Origin of the sequence: Ralstonia mojiangensis, assembly GCF_023955645.1 — a bacterium.
Taxonomy (GTDB): Bacteria; Pseudomonadota; Gammaproteobacteria; order Burkholderiales; family Burkholderiaceae; genus Ralstonia; species Ralstonia mojiangensis.
In genome coordinates, this window is record NZ_JAMXHU010000004.1 from 311,797 (window position 1) to 327,953 (window position 16,157).

General features: G+C 64.9%; 17 protein-coding genes. 11 read left to right on the forward strand and 6 right to left on the reverse strand.

All coding sequences use genetic code 11. From position 1 onward, the window contains the following. Positions 1-10: 10 nt before the first annotated feature. The 4 genes from NG898_RS17985 to NG898_RS18000 all read left to right on the forward strand — a co-directional run bounded on the left by NG898_RS17985 (position 11) and on the right by NG898_RS18000 (position 4,112). Positions 11-1,411, forward strand: coding sequence for an aspartate aminotransferase family protein (locus NG898_RS17985; protein ID WP_252693721.1), 1,401 nt, complete (start codon positions 11-13; stop codon positions 1,409-1,411). A 91-nt stretch (positions 1,412-1,502) separates the two neighbouring features. Further along, positions 1,503-1,997, forward strand: coding sequence for an Lrp/AsnC family transcriptional regulator (locus NG898_RS17990; RefSeq protein ID WP_039599256.1), 495 nt, complete (start codon positions 1,503-1,505; stop codon positions 1,995-1,997). A gap of 49 nt (positions 1,998-2,046) precedes the next feature. After that, positions 2,047-2,766, forward strand: coding sequence for a cupin domain-containing protein (locus tag NG898_RS17995; RefSeq protein WP_252693722.1), 720 nt, complete (start codon positions 2,047-2,049; stop codon positions 2,764-2,766). Positions 2,767-2,786: 20 nt separating this feature from the next. Then, positions 2,787-4,112: an NAD(P)/FAD-dependent oxidoreductase gene (locus NG898_RS18000; RefSeq protein WP_252693723.1), complete on the forward strand. Its 1,326-nt coding sequence runs from the start codon at positions 2,787-2,789 to the stop codon at positions 4,110-4,112. 38 nt (positions 4,113-4,150) lie between these two features. Here the strand turns inward: NG898_RS18000 and NG898_RS18005 are convergent, their stop codons facing one another. Both NG898_RS18005 and NG898_RS18010 read right to left on the reverse strand, forming a co-directional pair. Beyond that, complete coding sequence (locus tag NG898_RS18005; RefSeq protein ID WP_252693724.1) at positions 4,151-5,344, reverse strand: M20 aminoacylase family protein; 1,194 nt, start codon at positions 5,342-5,344, stop codon at positions 4,151-4,153. Continuing rightward, positions 5,341-6,039: an HAD-IA family hydrolase gene (locus NG898_RS18010; RefSeq protein ID WP_252693725.1), complete on the reverse strand. Its 699-nt coding sequence runs from the start codon at positions 6,037-6,039 to the stop codon at positions 5,341-5,343. The genes NG898_RS18005 and NG898_RS18010 overlap by 4 nt, the downstream gene beginning before the upstream one ends. Before the next feature lie 310 nt (positions 6,040-6,349). Here NG898_RS18010 and NG898_RS18015 point away from each other — a divergent pair, with 310 nt between their 5' ends. The 4 genes from NG898_RS18015 to NG898_RS18030 all read left to right on the forward strand — a co-directional run bounded on the left by NG898_RS18015 (position 6,350) and on the right by NG898_RS18030 (position 8,567). Continuing rightward, on the forward strand, positions 6,350-6,679 hold the full coding sequence (locus NG898_RS18015) for a DMT family transporter (protein ID WP_024541774.1): 330 nt from the start codon (positions 6,350-6,352) through the stop codon (positions 6,677-6,679). A gap of 20 nt (positions 6,680-6,699) precedes the next feature. After that, positions 6,700-7,344 (forward strand): FMN-dependent NADH-azoreductase, encoded by a 645-nt coding sequence (locus tag NG898_RS18020; RefSeq protein WP_252693726.1) that lies wholly within the window; start codon positions 6,700-6,702, stop codon positions 7,342-7,344. 74 nt (positions 7,345-7,418) lie between these two features. Beyond that, positions 7,419-7,856, forward strand: coding sequence for an Rrf2 family transcriptional regulator (locus tag NG898_RS18025; protein ID WP_252693727.1), 438 nt, complete (start codon positions 7,419-7,421; stop codon positions 7,854-7,856). 99 nt (positions 7,857-7,955) lie between these two features. Next, positions 7,956-8,567 (forward strand): NAD(P)-dependent oxidoreductase, encoded by a 612-nt coding sequence (locus NG898_RS18030; protein WP_252693728.1) that lies wholly within the window; start codon positions 7,956-7,958, stop codon positions 8,565-8,567. Here the strand turns inward: NG898_RS18030 and NG898_RS18035 are convergent, their stop codons facing one another. From NG898_RS18035 to NG898_RS18045, 3 genes are read right to left on the reverse strand one after another with little or no spacing between them, the layout of a single operon-like run. Continuing rightward, complete coding sequence (locus NG898_RS18035) at positions 8,568-9,176, reverse strand: hypothetical protein (RefSeq protein ID WP_252693729.1); 609 nt, start codon at positions 9,174-9,176, stop codon at positions 8,568-8,570. Next, positions 9,136-10,623, reverse strand: coding sequence for an ATP-binding protein (locus tag NG898_RS18040; protein ID WP_252693730.1), 1,488 nt, complete (start codon positions 10,621-10,623; stop codon positions 9,136-9,138). The genes NG898_RS18035 and NG898_RS18040 overlap by 41 nt, the downstream gene beginning before the upstream one ends. Further along, on the reverse strand, positions 10,620-11,297 hold the full coding sequence (locus NG898_RS18045) for a response regulator (protein WP_027679979.1): 678 nt from the start codon (positions 11,295-11,297) through the stop codon (positions 10,620-10,622). The genes NG898_RS18040 and NG898_RS18045 overlap by 4 nt, the downstream gene beginning before the upstream one ends. Before the next feature lie 233 nt (positions 11,298-11,530). On the opposite strand from NG898_RS18045, the gene NG898_RS18050 reads away from it, so the two are divergent. From NG898_RS18050 to NG898_RS18060, 3 genes are all read left to right on the forward strand, one after another. Continuing rightward, the gene (locus NG898_RS18050) at positions 11,531-12,850 is read left to right on the forward strand and encodes an Nramp family divalent metal transporter (RefSeq protein ID WP_252693731.1); all 1,320 of its coding nucleotides are present in this window, start codon (positions 11,531-11,533) and stop codon (positions 12,848-12,850) included. Positions 12,851-12,991: 141 nt separating this feature from the next. Beyond that, positions 12,992-14,092, forward strand: coding sequence for a GGDEF domain-containing protein (locus NG898_RS18055; RefSeq protein WP_252693732.1), 1,101 nt, complete (start codon positions 12,992-12,994; stop codon positions 14,090-14,092). Between the two features lie 53 nt (positions 14,093-14,145). After that, complete coding sequence (locus tag NG898_RS18060; RefSeq protein ID WP_252693733.1) at positions 14,146-15,279, forward strand: mechanosensitive ion channel family protein; 1,134 nt, start codon at positions 14,146-14,148, stop codon at positions 15,277-15,279. Here the strand turns inward: NG898_RS18060 and NG898_RS18065 are convergent. After that, a complete protein-coding gene (locus NG898_RS18065; RefSeq protein WP_252693734.1) occupies positions 15,269-16,156 on the reverse strand; it encodes a hypothetical protein in 888 nt (295 codons plus the stop codon). The two genes, NG898_RS18060 and NG898_RS18065, sit on opposite strands and share 11 nt — an antisense overlap. Between the last annotated feature and the right edge of the window lies 1 nt (position 16,157).

Below are 16,157 nucleotides of genomic sequence, written 5' to 3' on the forward strand. Positions count from 1 at the left end.
GGACTCTGCCATGACCCAGCTCACCGATCTGCCCCAGCTTGCCTCGCTTGACGCCATCGACCGCGCGCACCTGATCCACCCGGTCGCCTCCTGGCGCACCCACGAGCAACGCGGGCCGACCGTGCTGACATCCGGACGCGGTGCGTGGCTGACCGACGCGCACGGCAACGAACTGCTCGACGCCTTCGCGGGCCTCTGGTGCGTCAATGTCGGCTACGGGCAAGAGAGCGTGGTGCAGGCCGCCGCCGAGCAGATGCGCCGCCTGCCCTACGCCACGGGCTACTTCCATTTCAGCAGCGAGCCCGCCATCCGCCTGGCCGACAAGCTCGTGCAGATCACGCCGCGCTCGCTCAATCACGTCTATCTCACGCTGGGTGGGTCGGAGGCGGTGGATGCCGCCGTGCGGTTCATCGTCCAGTACTTCAACGCCATCGGCAAGCCGACGAAGAAGCATTTCATTTCGCTGGAGCGCGGGTATCACGGCTCGTCTTCCACGGGCGCGGGGCTGACGGCGCTGCCGGCCTTCCATCGTGACTTCGACCTGCCCCTGCCTACGCAGCACTACATCCCCTCGCCCAACCCATACCGCGCGGCCAACCCGGAGGATGCGCAGGGCATCATCGAAGCTTCGGTGGCGGCATTGCGTGCCAAGGTGGCCGAGTTGGGCGCAGACAACGTTGCCGCGTTCTTCTGCGAGCCGATCCAGGGCTCCGGCGGCGTGATCGTCCCACCCAAGGGCTGGCTCAAAGCCATGCGCGACGCCACGCGCGAACTGGGCATCCTGTTCGTCGTGGATGAAGTCATCACTGGTTTTGGGCGCACCGGCCCGATGTTTGCCTGCGATGCCGAAGGCGTCGACCCCGACATCATGACGATGGCCAAGGGGCTCACGGCCGGGTATGTGCCGATGGGCGCAACGATGGTCTCCGATCAGATCTACGCGGGCATTGCCGACGGCGCGCCCGCCGGTGTGCCGATCGGCCACGGCGCGACGTATTCGGCGCACCCGGTGAGCGCGGCGGTGGCGCTGGAAGTGCTGCGCCTGTACGAAGAAGGCGGCATCCTCGCCAACGGCCAGCGCGGCGCAACGAGTTTTGCAGCGGGGCTCGACGGGCTGCTTACGCACCCGCTGGTGGGCGACTCACGCCATCGCGGCCTGCTGGGCGCACTCGAACTTGTGAGCGACAAGGCCACCAAGCGCGGCTTTGACGCTGGACTTGGCTTGCCCAATTTGATTGCCTCGGCTGCCTATGGCAACGGCCTCGTGTTCCGGGCGTTTGGCGACAACATCCTCGGCTTCGCCCCCGCGCTGACCTACACCGAAGACGAATTCGCACAACTCTTCGCGCGCCTGAACAAGACACTCGACGACGTGCTGGCCATGCCCGCCGTGCGTGCAGCGCTCGCCTGATGCAACCGGTAGCAACAGGCCCCAACAAGCTGACACAAAAGACACCGGCTGCCGCAGAATCGGATCTATCTTCCACGCCTTCGCCCCTGCCATGACCGAAGCTCTCAAGATCGATCGTCTGGACCTGCGCATCCTCGCCCAACTGCAGAAAAACGGGCGCATGACGAACGTGGACCTGGCCGACGCCGTGGGCCTGTCGCCCAGCCCGTGCCTGATCCGCGTCAAGCGCCTGGAACAAGCCGGCTACATCTCCGGCTACGGCGCGCACATCCGTCTGGAAAAGCTGGGCGACACGCTGACCGTCTTCACCGAGGTCACGCTGTCGGACCACCACCGCGAAACTTTCGTGCGCTTTGAAGCCGCCATCCGCGAGGTGGACGAGGTGCTTGAATGCCACCTGCTCTCCGGCGGCTACGACTACCTGCTGCGCTTCATCACGCGCGGCGTCAATCACTACCAGGAAGTGATTGAAGACCTGCTGGAGCGCAACATCGGCATTGCCAAATATTTCAGCTACATCGTTATCAAATCGCCGTTCATCAAAACGCACTGTCCGATCGAACGGCTCTTTCCCAACCAACGCTGACGCCCCTCGAAACCAAGTCCACTGCTGGATGCGGTGAGGAACAACCTGCATGACAACCGCCCTGATGCTGCATCGCGCCGATGGCGCCCCAATCTCAACCGCGTTCCGGCAAGCCGGCCTGAGCGCCGACGACCCCTTCGCACAAGAACGGGAGATTGCCTGGGAAGGGCCAAACGCCATGAGTGCCGGGCGGGCGAGCTTTGTCGGCGAACGGGATGTCGCGAGCTTTCCGCATACGGAGACGCTCGCCGTCGTGGAGGGTGAGCTGACGCTCACGGCGCCGGGCTCGGCACCGCAGGTGATTGGCGCGGGCTGCGGCGCGGTGATTGCATCCGGCACGGCCGTGCGCATCAAGGCTGCCGCCGGCGTTCGATTCGTGTTCTGCGCTGCTGTCATCAACACACCGACCACGCCGGCGCTCATCCCGCTGCACGCCGATGCGGATTTCAAACCGTCGGGCGGCCCCGCTCCGGAGGTGCTGCTCGGGCCGGTTCCGCAGTGCCGCAGCGATAACGTCTTCACCGACGAGCCCACGCAATACCGCGCCGGCACCTGGGACTCGACGCCGTATCACCGCATCGTGCGCCCTCATCCGGTGAACGAGTTCATGTACGTGCTCGATGGCGGTGTGCAGTTCGCTGGCCCGGATGGCAGCGTGCTGTCCGTAAGCACCGGCGATGCCATCTTCGTGCCGCAGGGCGCCGCCGTCGGATGGCAGAGCACAGAGCGCGTCGCCAAGTTCTACGTAGTACAAAACGCACAGGCCTGAACGAACGAGGAGCACGAGTCATGTCCCAGCCGTTGCGCCTCATCGAGAGCGCCTCTTCCCTTCCATCGCAAGCCGACGTCGTTGTGATCGGCGGCGGCATCATCGGCGTCTTTGCTGCCTACTACCTGGCCAGGCGCGGCGTTTCGGTAGCCGTGGTCGAAAAGGGCCGCATCGGGGCCGAACAGTCGAGCCGCAATTGGGGCTGGTGCCGACAGCAGAACCGCGATGCGCGTGAACTGCCGATGGCCACCCGGAGCCTTGAACTTTGGGAGCAGTTTGCGGCCGACACGGGAGAAGACACAGGTTTCCGCCGGTGCGGTCTGCTCTATCTCAGCAACGACGAAGACGAACTTGCCCGCTGGACGAAGTGGCGCGATTTCGCAAAGACGGCCGGCGTGACCACGCACATGCTGAGCAGCCAAGAAGCGTCCGAGCGTGGCCGTCTCACAGGCCGCGCGTGGAAAGGCGGCGTGTTCTCACCCAGCGACGGCACGGCGGACCCCGCCAAGGCGGCACCAGCTGTGGCCGCTGCGCTCGTGAAGCTCGGCGGCACCGTGCACCAGAACTGCGCCGCACGGGGCCTTGAAGTCGAGGGCGGCCGCGTCAGCGGCGTCGTCACGGAAGCCGGAACCATCAAGACCCGCACCGTGGTGTTTGCAGGCGGCGCTTGGGCGTCTTCGTTCTGTCGCCAATTGGGCATTCGTTTTCCGCAGGCGACCGTTCGCCAATCCATCGTGCGTGTGACGGGGGTGACCGAGCCGGTGCCTGACGCGCTGCATACCGCGCGCGTGTCCATCACGCGCCGCAGCGATGGTAGCTACAACCTGGCCATCAGCGGGCGCGGACGTGTGGACCCGACGGCACAGTTGCTGCGCTTCGCTCCGCAGTTTCTGCCGATGTTCGCGAAGCGCTGGCGCAATGTGTTCCCCGGTGGGCTGGAAGGCATTCGCGCGGGCCACGAAACACTCGCGCGATGGCGGCTCGATGCCCCTACGCCCATGGAACGCATGCGCATACTCGACCCGCGGCCGGATGCAGCGGCCGTCAGACAAACCTACAACCGCGCCGTCGAACTGCTGCCGGTGCTGGGCCAAGCGGGCGTCGCCAATGCCTGGGCCGGTTTCGTCGACAACACGCCGGACGGCGTGCCCGGCATCGGAGAAGTGCCGGAGATTCCCGGGTTCATCCTGGCCGCAGGCTTCTCAGGCCACGGGTTCGGTATCGGCCCCGGCGCCGGCCATCTGATCGCTGATCTGGTGACAGGCGAAAAGCCGATCTTCGACCCTGCCCCCTACGACCCGGCACGCTTCAAGCACTCGGCATGGGGCAAGGTGGCGGATTTCTAGCGCCGCGGTATCGGGATGGAGAAAAACATGGCCGCAATTCAAGAACCTGATGGAACGGCGGCCAACGCGCGGCGAGCAACTTCGGAGAACCAGCGCACGCCCAGCGGCAGCGCGTCGTCGTTGAAGTCGTAGCACGGGTGGTGCAGCGGGTATTCGCCATCGGGGCCGGCATCCGCACGGCCTTGACCGAGCCAGAGATAGGCGCCGGGCTTGCGCTGCAGCATGAACGCGAAGTCTTCGGAGGTGAATGCAGCGTGTGGCGCCTCTGCAGCCTCCAGGCCGATCGCCTGCGCCGCGTCCAACGCGAGCATCGATTCGGCCGGCGTGTTGATGGTGGCAGGGTAATAGCGGCGGTAATCCACCGCCACCTGTGTGCCGCTGCCCAGCGCGATGCCATTGGCCGTGTCGCGCAGTGCCGCCTCGATGCGATCCTGCGATACAGCATCAAAGCTGCGCACGGTGCCGGTGATGCGTACTTCGGCCGGCAGCACGTTATGGCTGTGCCCGCCTTCGATGCGCGTGACGGACAACACCGCCGATTCGCTCGGATCAATGCGGCGCGACACGATGGTGTGCAGTTGCGCCACAAGCTGGCTGGCGGCGAGGATGGCGTCCGGCGTGTGGTGCGGTTGGGCCGCATGCCCGCCACGTCCGCGCACGGTGATATCGAACCGATCTGCCGCCGCCATGATCGAGCCCGGCCGCGTCTGCGCATGTCCGAGTGGCAGATCCGGCCAGTTGTGTAACGCATAGACGGCATCGCATGGAAAACGCTCGAACAGGCCGTCTTCAATCATCCGGCGCGCACCGGCCTGGCCCTCTTCGGCAGGCTGGAAGATGAAATGGACGGTGCCGTCGATGCCCGTGCGCGCAAGCTGGCGCGCGGCGCCAATCAGCATGCTGGTGTGGCCGTCATGCCCGCAACCGTGATGCTTGCCCTGCATGCGGCTCGCGTGTGGTGATCGACCCAGTTCCACCATCGGCAGCGCGTCCATGTCGGCGCGCAGCGCGACACTGCGGGTGCCTCGGCCGCCGCGCAGCGTACCCACCACGCCGGTGCCGCCAATGCCCTCCTCTACCGCCAGCCCCAACACACGCAGCGACTGCGCGACGATGCCGGCCGTCCGGTGTTCTTCGTAGGCGAGTTCCGGATTCGCATGCAGGTCGCGGCGCAGTGCCACGAGGTCTGGCAGCAGATCGGCGACCGGTTCCGCAATGGCGTCGCGCTTCACTCGCCGGCCTCGACTGCGTCGGCAAGCTGGGCCAACGTATGGAAGTGGTAGTCGGGCACGGTGTGCTCCGATTCGATGGTGCCGCCCGAGTCTTTCATGCCGTGCCGGCGCTCGATCCAGCAGGTGGTGATGCCCAGGCGTTTGGAGATGCCGATGTCGTGGTACTGGCTCTGCGCCACGTGCAGGTTGTCGGCTTGCTTGAAGCCCCAGGCGCCTTCATAGCGGCCACGCGCGTAGGCGAAATACTTCGCATCGGGCTTCTCGCAGAGGGCATCGTCGCAGCTGAGCAGCAGGTCGAATGGTTCGCCCAACGTCCGCTGAAAATGCTCGAGCGCCCAGGACTGCGCGTTGGTCATGGTGACGAGCTTGAAGCGCTTGCTCAACCGCTGCAGCGCCTCCACCGAATCGGGAAACGCCGGCCATTCCGCCACCGAATCGCGAAAACCACGCGCCAGCGCATCGCTATCGGGCAGGCCAAGCTGCTGCGCCACGATGTGCCAGCACGGCACCAGATCATCGGGATACCACTCGGTCTGGCCACGTTTGCGCGCTGCCCGATACGCGCCTAGAAAATCCTCGTCGGTGACCCTGCTGTCGGGCACCGCCCGGCGCAGGTAGGCAAGCATGCCTCCCTCGAAGTCGATCAACGTTCCGACGACATCGAAAGTGAGCACTTTGAAATCCCGAAGGGCCATGACAACGCTCCTGAATGGTTGGACGCCAGAATGAATCCAAGGGTGGCGGCAAGCCACCTTGCATGGCGTCTAGCTTAGGAGCAGCCACGCCAACGATGGTGCCGATCGCGCGCCACGGCACGGCAGCGAATTGCGTTTTTGCCGAGCTGGCGCACAGATCGTTTGGTGAGCGGCCCTGGGCGACGATACCCGCACCGCGCCTGGTGGTTACCTCCAGGTGCGTACTTGTTGCCGCACAGCGCCGTCCTTACTCTGAGTGCATCGCAACGCATCCGCTTGCCGGCCCGGCAGCGGACATCTCGGAGGTTCCATGCTTCAAACCGCCTGGCTCTGGCTGCTGGCAGCCGGGGCTGTGGAGATTGCCATGGCGGTCTCGCTCAAATTTGCACAGGGGTGGACGCGCCCCATCCCGAGCGTGCTCGGCATCGTGACGGCGCTTGCCAGCGTCTTCCTGCTCACGCATGCCATGCGCGGCCTGCCCGCAGGCACGGCCTACGCCATCTGGACAGGCATCGGCTCAGTGGGCGTGACGGTGCTGGGCATCGTGCTCTTTGGTGAGAGCATGCAGCCCGCGCGCCTGGCCTGCATCGGGCTGGTGATTGCCGGCACCGTCGGCCTCAATTTCTTCAACGCAGCATAAGACCGCATCAGGAGCCCAGCATGACCCGCCTGCTCTATATCGAAGCCTCTCCCATGAAAACGCTGTCCCACTCCATCGACGTGGCAAAGCAGTTTCTCGATGCCTACCGCATCGCGCACCCAGGCCATGAGATGGACACGATCGACTTGTGGAGCAAGGACATCGACCTGCCCGAATTCGACGCCGATATGATCGGCGCCAAGTTTGCGGTCTTGCGCACCCAGAACGCCACGCCGGAACAGCGTGCGCAATGGCAGCGCGCGGTGGCGCTGTCGCAACGCTTCAACGCGGCAGACCATTACCTCTTCTCTGTGCCGATGTGGAATTTTGGGGTGCCCTATCGGCTCAAGCATTTCATTGATGTGGTGACGCTGCCGGGGCAGAACTGGAACTGGTCGCCGGCCACGGGCTATCAGGCGCTGCTCTCGGGCAAGAAGGCGGCGCTCGTCTACGCCAGCGCTGGGGCGTACGCCGCACACACGGAAGGCGTAAGCGAATCGCCGGACGACTTTCAGAAACCTTATCTGCGCCGCTGGCTTCGCTTCCTGGGCATTGAAGACGTGACCGAGATCAGCGCAGCACCCACGCTCACCACGCCCGACGTGCTGGCGGCCGCCAAGGCGGATGCCAAAGCACGCGCCGCCGCACTGGCATCTGCCTTCTGAAGCGCTTACCTGCCGACGGGGTTGACCGCGCCTCAAAGTGTATCTACCATAGTTACACTTTTGCATTCACCACCATGTCCACCAGCAGCCGCTTCGCCGTCGCCGTGCATATCCTCACCCTGCTTGCTAGCGCAGAGGGGCCGGTGCCGTCGTCGCTGATCGCGGGCAGCGTGGGAACCAACCCGGCGCTCATCCGGCGTCTGGTGGCGCAACTGGCCGACGCCGGTTTCGTGACCTCGCAGATGGGCGCGACGGGCGGTGCCACGCTGGCACGGCCGGCAGAGCGCATCACGCTGCTGGACGTCTTTCGTGTGGTGGAATCGCCGGTGCTGATTGCGCTGCCGCCCAATGCACCCAACCCGGCGTGCGAGGTCGGCCGCGAGATCACCGGCGTGCTGGAGCGTGTGACGGAGCGCGCTCAATCCGCGCTGGAAGCAGAGCTTGCCGCGCAAACCATCGCCAGCATCCTCAGCGAGGTAGGACACGCACAACGCCGCCGCCGTCGAGCCTAGCCAGGCCGGCATGTCGGCCTATTTTTTTACCCCTATATGTAACTGTATTAATTACATATAACGTTTCAACCACTCGAACCATTCCATAAGGAGTTGACTATGAAGATCGCAATCATCGGCGCCACGGGGCGCGTGGGCACCCGCCTGATCGACGAAGCACTGCGCCGCGGCCATCAGGTCACGGCCATTGCGCGCACGGCATCCAAGCTGCCCGCACGTGCTGGCCTGACCACCAAGGATGTGGATGTGGCAGATCAGGCTGGGCTCACGGCCGCAATTGCTGGCAACGATGTGGCCTACAGCACGGTGCGCTTTCTGCAGGCAAGCGCCGACCAGATCGTTGGTGCGGTGAAGAAGGCGGCCGTGCCGCGCCTGCTGGTGGTGGGTGGCGCCGGCAGCCTGGAAGTGGCACCGGGCGTCGCGCTGATCGACACGCCGCAGTTCCCCAAGGAGTACTTTGAAGAAGCCTCGGCCGGCCGCGATTTGCTTAACGCGCTGCGCAAGGAAACCGAGCTGAATTGGACCTTCGTTTCGCCGTCGGCCATTTTCGAGCCGGGCGAGCGCACGGGCCACTTCCGCGTCGGCAAGGATTCGCTGCTCGTGGATGCGAACGGCAAGCCCTGGATTTCGATGGAGGACTTCGCCATCGCCTTCCTCGACGAAACGGAAAAGCCGGCACACCCGCGCCAGCGCTTCACGGTCGGTTACTGATCAGCGGCAGAGGGAAGGCACAGCCAGTGCCTTTTCGAAGGAATCGCGGCGCAAGCTCGGGTCTTGCGCGCTCAGGCAATAAGCGCTGCTCCCGACTTCCACACGGGCCTGCCAGCGGCCCGCAGGGCCGCGCGATTCCTCGATCGACCGTGCCGCACGTGGCGCAGAAGCGTCTGGCCCGAATGCGTGACCGGTGCCGTGCGCTGTGCTCTGGGCGATGTTGTCTTCAGCGTGGGATCGCGCTCGCTGGCTGGGTATCAGCGGTGCAGCCAGATCGAGCGTGCGCGCTTCAACTGCATCGGCAGCCGCGGGCACGGCAGACATGGGCTGCTGCACCGGTTCAGCTGAATGCGGGATGGAATCTGTTTGGGGCAACTTCGATGGGGTGCGCGCGCCGCGCTCCGGACGCAGCGCCGACGCCGGCGGAGGCTCGGTGTCAAGCAACCGCCCTTGCAGCATCGGCGGCGCGTCGTGGCGGGCTGGCACCGGACGATCGCGCCACCATGCCAGCAACATCAGATGCCCCAGCACCACCAGTGCCGGGACCACCAACCGCGAGCGGCGCCAATCAATGGCTGGGCGTATCTGCCATGCCGGGAGGCGCATCATCGGGCTCGATCGGCTCGGGCGCGGAATCCAGCGCAGGCAGGCGGATCACGATTGCACAGCCCCGGCCTTCTGCATGGGCCAGGCCGTCTTCGATGGCCACCGAGCCATTTCCCAATTCAACGATACGGCGCACGATCGCCAGGCCCAGGCCACTGCCCTGCGACTGGCTGGTGCGGGGGCGGTAGAAACGCTCGAATACGCGATCGCGCTCGTCGGGCGGAATGCCGGGGCCGGAATCTTCAATGCGCAGCTCGACCATCGGCGTGCCCGCCTGGTCGACACGCTTGACGGCCAGCCGCACCTCGCCACCGTTGGGCGTTTCGCGCACGGCGTTGTCGAGCACGTTTTCCACCAGCGTCGCAGCATCTTCATGTGACACCGACACCCACGCCTGGTTGGCGCCGTCGTACGACAGCGTGATGTTGCGACGCTCGGCGCGCGAGGCCTGCTGGATCACGCCGCTGCGTGCACAGCCCGCCAAGTCGGACAACGCGCCCTGCGCAAGCTGCGCCTCCACACGACGCGCATCCAGCCGCGCAATGGCGAGCAACTTTGCAAGCGACTGCGTTGCGCGTGAAATGCCGCGATCGAACTCGCGCAGCGCGGTAGAACGATCATCTTCGCTATCGGAATGCGACACGACATACGCCTGCGCCTGAATGGCCGCCAGCGGCGTGCGCAGTTCGTGCGCGGCATCGGCGAAGAAACGGCGGTCCGCCTCGATGCCACGACGTACACGCGCGAACAGCCCGTTCAAGGCGTCGACCAGCGGTTTCAGCTCCGCATGTTCCACGCTCTGCACGGGGTCAAGATCGGCGGAATCGCGCGCCTCGACCTGGCGCGTGAGCGTGCGCAGCGGCTTGAGACCCTGGTGCGCCGCCCAACCAACCATCACCATCAACGCGCTCGCCAGGATGGCCAGCGCCACCGCCACCTCTTCGAACAGGTCTCGAATGGCGCGCTCGTACGCGGTCAGGGGCTGCGCCACGGTGGCCGAGATTTTGCCGTCGACGCTGTCGACCGTGTAGCTGCGCCACGGCTTGCCCTCCAGCATGATTTCAACGACGGTGTCGTGCGCCTTGCCGCACGGCATGGTGGGTGCACCCGGGAAGGCGGTGATGACGTGGCCGGCGCGATCGCACAGCACGTAGCGGAATTCGCCCGGCAGGATGTTGGGCAGCGACAGGCCCAACTTGATGTCGGTGAGCCGGCGCAGGAATTCTTCGCGGCGCGGCACGTCGTCCATGTTGAGCGTGGTGAGGTCCGCATAGGCCTGCGCCGACATGCGTAGATCGCTCACCACCTGGCGGCTGTTGGTGCGCGAGATTTCCAGATGCGCGATGACGAGCTGCACCAGCAGCATCAGCACCAGCGCGAGCAGGATCAGCACATACAGGCGGAACGACAGCGAGCGAACCCGCAGGATGGCTGGAACCGCCAGCTTCATTGGGCGGCCCCGCGGTTGCCGCCGATCATGTAGCCGACACCGCGAATGGTCTGGATGGTTTCGTTGCCGAGCTTGCGGCGCAGGTGGTGGATGACGACTTCCAGCGCGTTGGCGCTCACGCTGTCGCCCTCGCGGTAGAGCGCATCCATGAGCGTTTCGCGCGGCACCCAGCGGTGGGCGCGGCGCACAAGTTCAAGTAGCAGTTGGTATTCACGCGGGGTCAGTTCGATGATCTGCCCCTCTTGCGTCACACGCTTCTGCGAGGGCTCGACCACCAAATTGCCGACGTTCCACTGGTTGGTGCTCTGCCCCGCATGCCGGCGCAGCACGGCGCGCAGGCGGGCGATGAGTTCATCCACGGGAAACGGCTTGACGAGAAAGTCATCCGCGCCGGAATCCAGCCCCTTGAGGCGCTCAGACAGCGCATCGCGCGCGCTGGCGATGATGACGGGCACGTCGCTGTGCGCGGCCCGCAGTTCTTCGAGGAAGGTATGGCCCTCACCATCGGGCAGTCCAAGATCGAGCACGATGGCTTCGAAGGTGTTGGTGGTGATCCATTTCTGCGCGTCGACCAGGCGGCGCACCCAGGTCGCGTTGTAGCCGGCCTGACGCAGCGCGCGGGCCAGCGCCGTGCCCAACGGCAAATCGTCTTCGATAAGGAGGATGGCGTTCATGCGCGGGAATCTCGGCGGCGGTAATGACGGTAAACGGACAACCGGCGCGTGGAAAACAGGCGCCGGCGAAGCTCGAAATCTACCGCAACGGACTGAGCTTTGCCTTAAATGTGTGGAGACACGTGACGAGAAAGTCGCCCCGCCAACACATACCGGGCGCGGTTTCAGACGTGCGGCGTGGCGTTTAGCTATCATTCTGAAATTCTGATTGCATTTTCCTTAGCAACACGCGCATGTTCCGCCTCCCCACCACCGCCACCGCCCCGTTCTGCCCATCCGAGGTGCGCGGCACCGTTGCCGTGCCGCCCGGCTTGCCGCTGTGGAAGAAGCTGTTGCGTTTTGCGGGGCCGGGGCTGCTGGTATCGGTCGGCTATATGGACCCGGGCAACTGGGCGACCGACATTGAAGCCGGTTCGCGTTACGGCTATGCGTTGCTGTTCGTGGTCGTGCTTTCGAGCCTGGCGGCCATGGCGCTGCAGTGCCTGTCGGCGCGGCTGGGCATCGTCACCGGCATGGATCTCGCGCGCGCCTCTCGCAACCGCTATCAGCCCGGCGCATTGCGTGTGCAATGGCTGCTGGCAGAGCTGTCCATCATTGCGTGCGACTTGGCTGAGGTGCTGGGCTGCGCGCTGGCCTTCCACCTGCTGCTGGGCGTGCCGATCCTGTGGGGCGTAGCGCTCACCGCGCTGGACACGCTGATCGTGCTGGGCCTGAAGGGCAAAAACTTCCGCCAGCTTGAAGCCATCGTGCTGGGGCTCATTCTCACGATCGGGCTGTGCTACTTCGTTGAACTCGTGCTCATCAAGCCGCACTGGCCGTCGGTGGCAGCCGGGTTGATGCCCTCGTGGCAGGCCGTGAGCCAGCGCGAGCCGCTGTATCTGGCCATCGGCATCCTGGGTGCAACGGTGATGCCGCACAACCTGTATCTGCATTCGTCCATCGTGCAGACGCGCATGACGGCTAGCACCGAGGCGGCCAGGCGCGAGGCAATCGGCCTGTCGCGGCTGGACACCATCGCGTCGCTGAGCCTGGCGCTACTCGTGAACGGCGCGATCCTGATCCTGGCCGCAGCGGCATTCAACGCGCATGGTCACCAGAACGTGGCGGACATCCAGGATGCCTACCACCTGCTGGAGCCCATCGTCGGGACGGCGCTGGCGGGGCTGCTGTTTGGCATCGCGTTGCTGGCGGCCGGGCAAAGCTCCACCTTTACCGGCACCATCGCCGGGCAGATCCTGATGGAAGGATTCCTCGACTTGCGCATCCCGTGCTGGCAGCGGCGGTTGATCACGCGCGCGCTGGCGCTGATCCCTGCGTTCATCGGCGTGGCGATGCTGGGCGACCACGCCATCGGCAAGCTGCTGGTCATCAGCCAGGTGGTGCTCGGCCTGCAATTGCCGTTTGCGATGTTTCCCCTGATCCGCATGACGAGCGATCGCACGCTGATGGGGGTATTTGTTAACAGCCGTTTAACGTCATGGCTCGCGTGGGGATTATTCATCGTCATCAGCATCGCCAATGTGTGGCTGGTGTGGCAGCTGCTGGCTGGCTGAGACGCCCGTTGCGGGATTCCCCCACTAAAAATCCGCGCACGGGGTTGCCTGTCGCCATTAGAATGCGCGCTTTGTTGCGCAATCCGGCCCCGCCCGCGCCCGCATCATCCCGTCGCGCCAGAGGGTCTCTCTTGCCCTGCCTTGAGCGCGAACCTGCCTACCGCTTCCGACCTGCCCGACGCACGCACACCCTCGCGTGACTATCAGGCGCGCCATTTCGTGCCGATGATCATCGCGCTGAGCAAATGCGGTGTGCTCGGCTACGCCTTCGCGATCGTGCTGGGCTGGTCGGTCGGGCTGCTGCATTGGCCCGAGCCGCTGCTCGCGCTGCTCCTGCTGCTGATGGCGATCGTGGTGGTGGCACAGCGGTATCGGCACACCGGCATGTGGGGGCTGCTGGCGCTCACGCACCTGTTGGCAGAGGAGGTGGCCATCATCGCGTTCGGTCATCAGGCGGGGCTCCAATGGGTACTGCCGGCGTTCTATCTGATGCCGCTTGCGACCAGCCCCGCATGGCTCAACCGGCGCGACTTCTGCATCGCCATGGCGTTGTGCACGGCCGGGCCCATTGTCGCGCTGCTGATCGCTCCAGAACCCGCCACGGCAATCCACCACGGCTGGCTGGGGCTGGTGCTTTATCTGCCGATCTGCATTGCCGCAGCCGCCGTCATTCACCATTACCTGCTGCGCGCCATGGCCCGGCACTTTGCGGCCGAACGCAGCCTGGCCGATCGCGCCAACACTGACCACCTGACCGGCATGCTCGCGCGGCAGCGCTTCTTCGAGCTGGGCACCTTTGCCGTCGAACGTGCGCAGCATCATGCCGAGCCGCTGTGCGCGCTGTACCTCGACGTCGATCACTTCAAATCCATCAACGATACGTGGGGACATGCCGCCGGTGACGAGGCACTCGTCGCGCTGTCCAATGCGCTGGCGGGCGTGCTGCGCCCAGCCGACCTGTTCGGTCGTCTGGGCGGTGACGAATTCGCCGTGCTGCTGCCGGGTTGCGGCCTGACCGGCGCGCTGGCCGTGGTGGAGCGGCTCAAGACTGCGGTGGCCGGCACGCAAACGCCCGCGGGGCCGCTGACTGTGAGCGTAGGCGCCGCTCCGCTACGCCCCGGACAGGACTTGGCCCACCTGCTGGCAGATGCCGATCTCGGCCTGATGGAAGCCAAGCGACAGGGCCGCAACCGCGTGTGCGTGCCGACCGACGCGGAGCCGCAAGCAACACTGCGGCAGTAAGGCAGGCACGTTATGTGCGGCGCAGCATCCGTGTTTTCTGCACGGAGATGCCCATGGAGTGGCTCAACGCCCACACCTTCCTGCGCGTGCCGGCCCGCGATTGGGCCGCCGCCGCATTGACTGTGATCGCTGCATACGTATTGCTGTCCAGCGTATTGCACCTGATCTGCAACCGGTTTGACGCGCGCGCGCGCCGTACCGGCTACCGCTTCGACATTCTCGTCACGGCGGTGCTACGCGATACGCATCCGCTGTTCATTGCGCTGGCAGCCTTACTTGCCGGCTCGTACTTCATCGATCTGCCCACGCGCATTGCCAACAAGCTCGACCACATCTGGTTTGTGATCATCGGTTTCCAGATTGCCTTGTGGCTCAATCGCGGCGTGAAGCTGTGGGCGCGCGACCGGCTGTCGACACAGACGCACGCCACACGCAACCCGGTGATCACGTCGATGACCGCGTGGGTGCTGCGGTTCGCGCTGTGGTCGATGCTGCTGCTGGCCATTCTGGCCAACGTGGGCGTGAACATCACGGCCTTCGTCGCCAGTCTGGGTGTGGGCGGCGTGGCGGTGGCGCTGGCAGTGCAAAGCATCTTGAGTGACCTGTTTGCCTCACTCGCCATCGGGCTGGATAAGCCCTTCGAGATCGGAGACTTCATCGTCTTTGAGTCGATTGCCGGCACGGTGCAGCACGTGGGCCTCAAGACCACACGCATCCGCAGCCTGTCTGGCGAAGAGATCGTCGCTTCCAACACGGCGCTGCTCAAGAGCACGATTCACAATTACAAACGGATGTCGGAACGACGCATCGTCTTCGCCTTTGGGGTGACCTACGATGCGCGTGCCGCACAACTGCAGAAGATTCCGGACATCGTGCGCCGTGCGGTAGAAGCCGCCGGCAACACGCGGTTCGATCGCGCGCACTTCAAGGAGTTTGGCGAGAACGCGCTGAACTTCGAGGTCGTGTATTTCGTAACCGATCCGGACTTCAACCTGTACATGGACATCCAGCAGCGCATCAACCTGACGATCCTGGAAGGTCTGGAAAATCTCGGCACCTCGTTCGCGCTGCCCACACGCACGATCCAGCTGGTGCGTCGTGACGGCGAGCCGGTTGAGCCCGAAGACCTGGCAGACCGCAAATCAAACGCAAACACCCAGCGCGTGAGCGCGCGCGCTAGCGGCTGACCGCCACGGGCATGCTCAGGAACGCCGCATCAAGGCTGCGCCATAGCGGCCTTGAGCGCGGCACCATGTCTTGCCGGAAGTACCACCAGAAGTAGCCGCCGACAAAGCGAGGATGGGTGACCGCGAGCCCGTAGTAATGCGCGACGAGCGCCGGCTTGCGTGCGGCATGTCGCGTCCCGACTTCTCCAAAACCCAGCGCGGCATGCGAAAACAGTCCGCCTAGCCTGGTGAACACGGCGCTCCAATCGGGCGGAGGGATCTTGCAGTCGTCTTCATAGAAGCTGATGAACACATAGTCGAGCCCATCTCGCAGGCGCAGCGGCACATTACGTTGCACCCACTCGAACATCCCGCGTGATGGCTGCTCGGCGCAGCCCTCGTTGTAGTACAGCGTGAGCGCTGTACGGCCGCCGCCGGCTTTGATGGCTTCATAGGCGGCCATGGTCTTGTCGATCACGTCACGCGTGGGGCCGGTCCACTCGCCGTTGATCTCGTTACCGATTTCCCAGACATCGACGTTGCTGCCAAGGGTGTGCAGGTAAGCAGCGGCACGCGCACGCAGTTGCTGTGCGGTGTATTGCCGGAGCGAGGAAGAATCCACCAGTTCGCCCATCACATACGCGACGTCCCGGATGGCGGCCACCGCCCCAACGTAATGCGGCGCGTCCATGCCTTCATCAAAGACGACGCGCACCGTGGGCGTGCGCGAGAGATGCGACAGCGCATCCACCACGGCTGGTACGTTGTCCACCGCATCGACCGTCACGCCATACAACGGCGCAGGGCCGACAGGCATGGCGCCTACCGGCCCTGCGGCTTCGGCGGATGCGCTCAATGCCAACATGGCTGCTGCCAGTAACGAGCGCATCCGGCACATC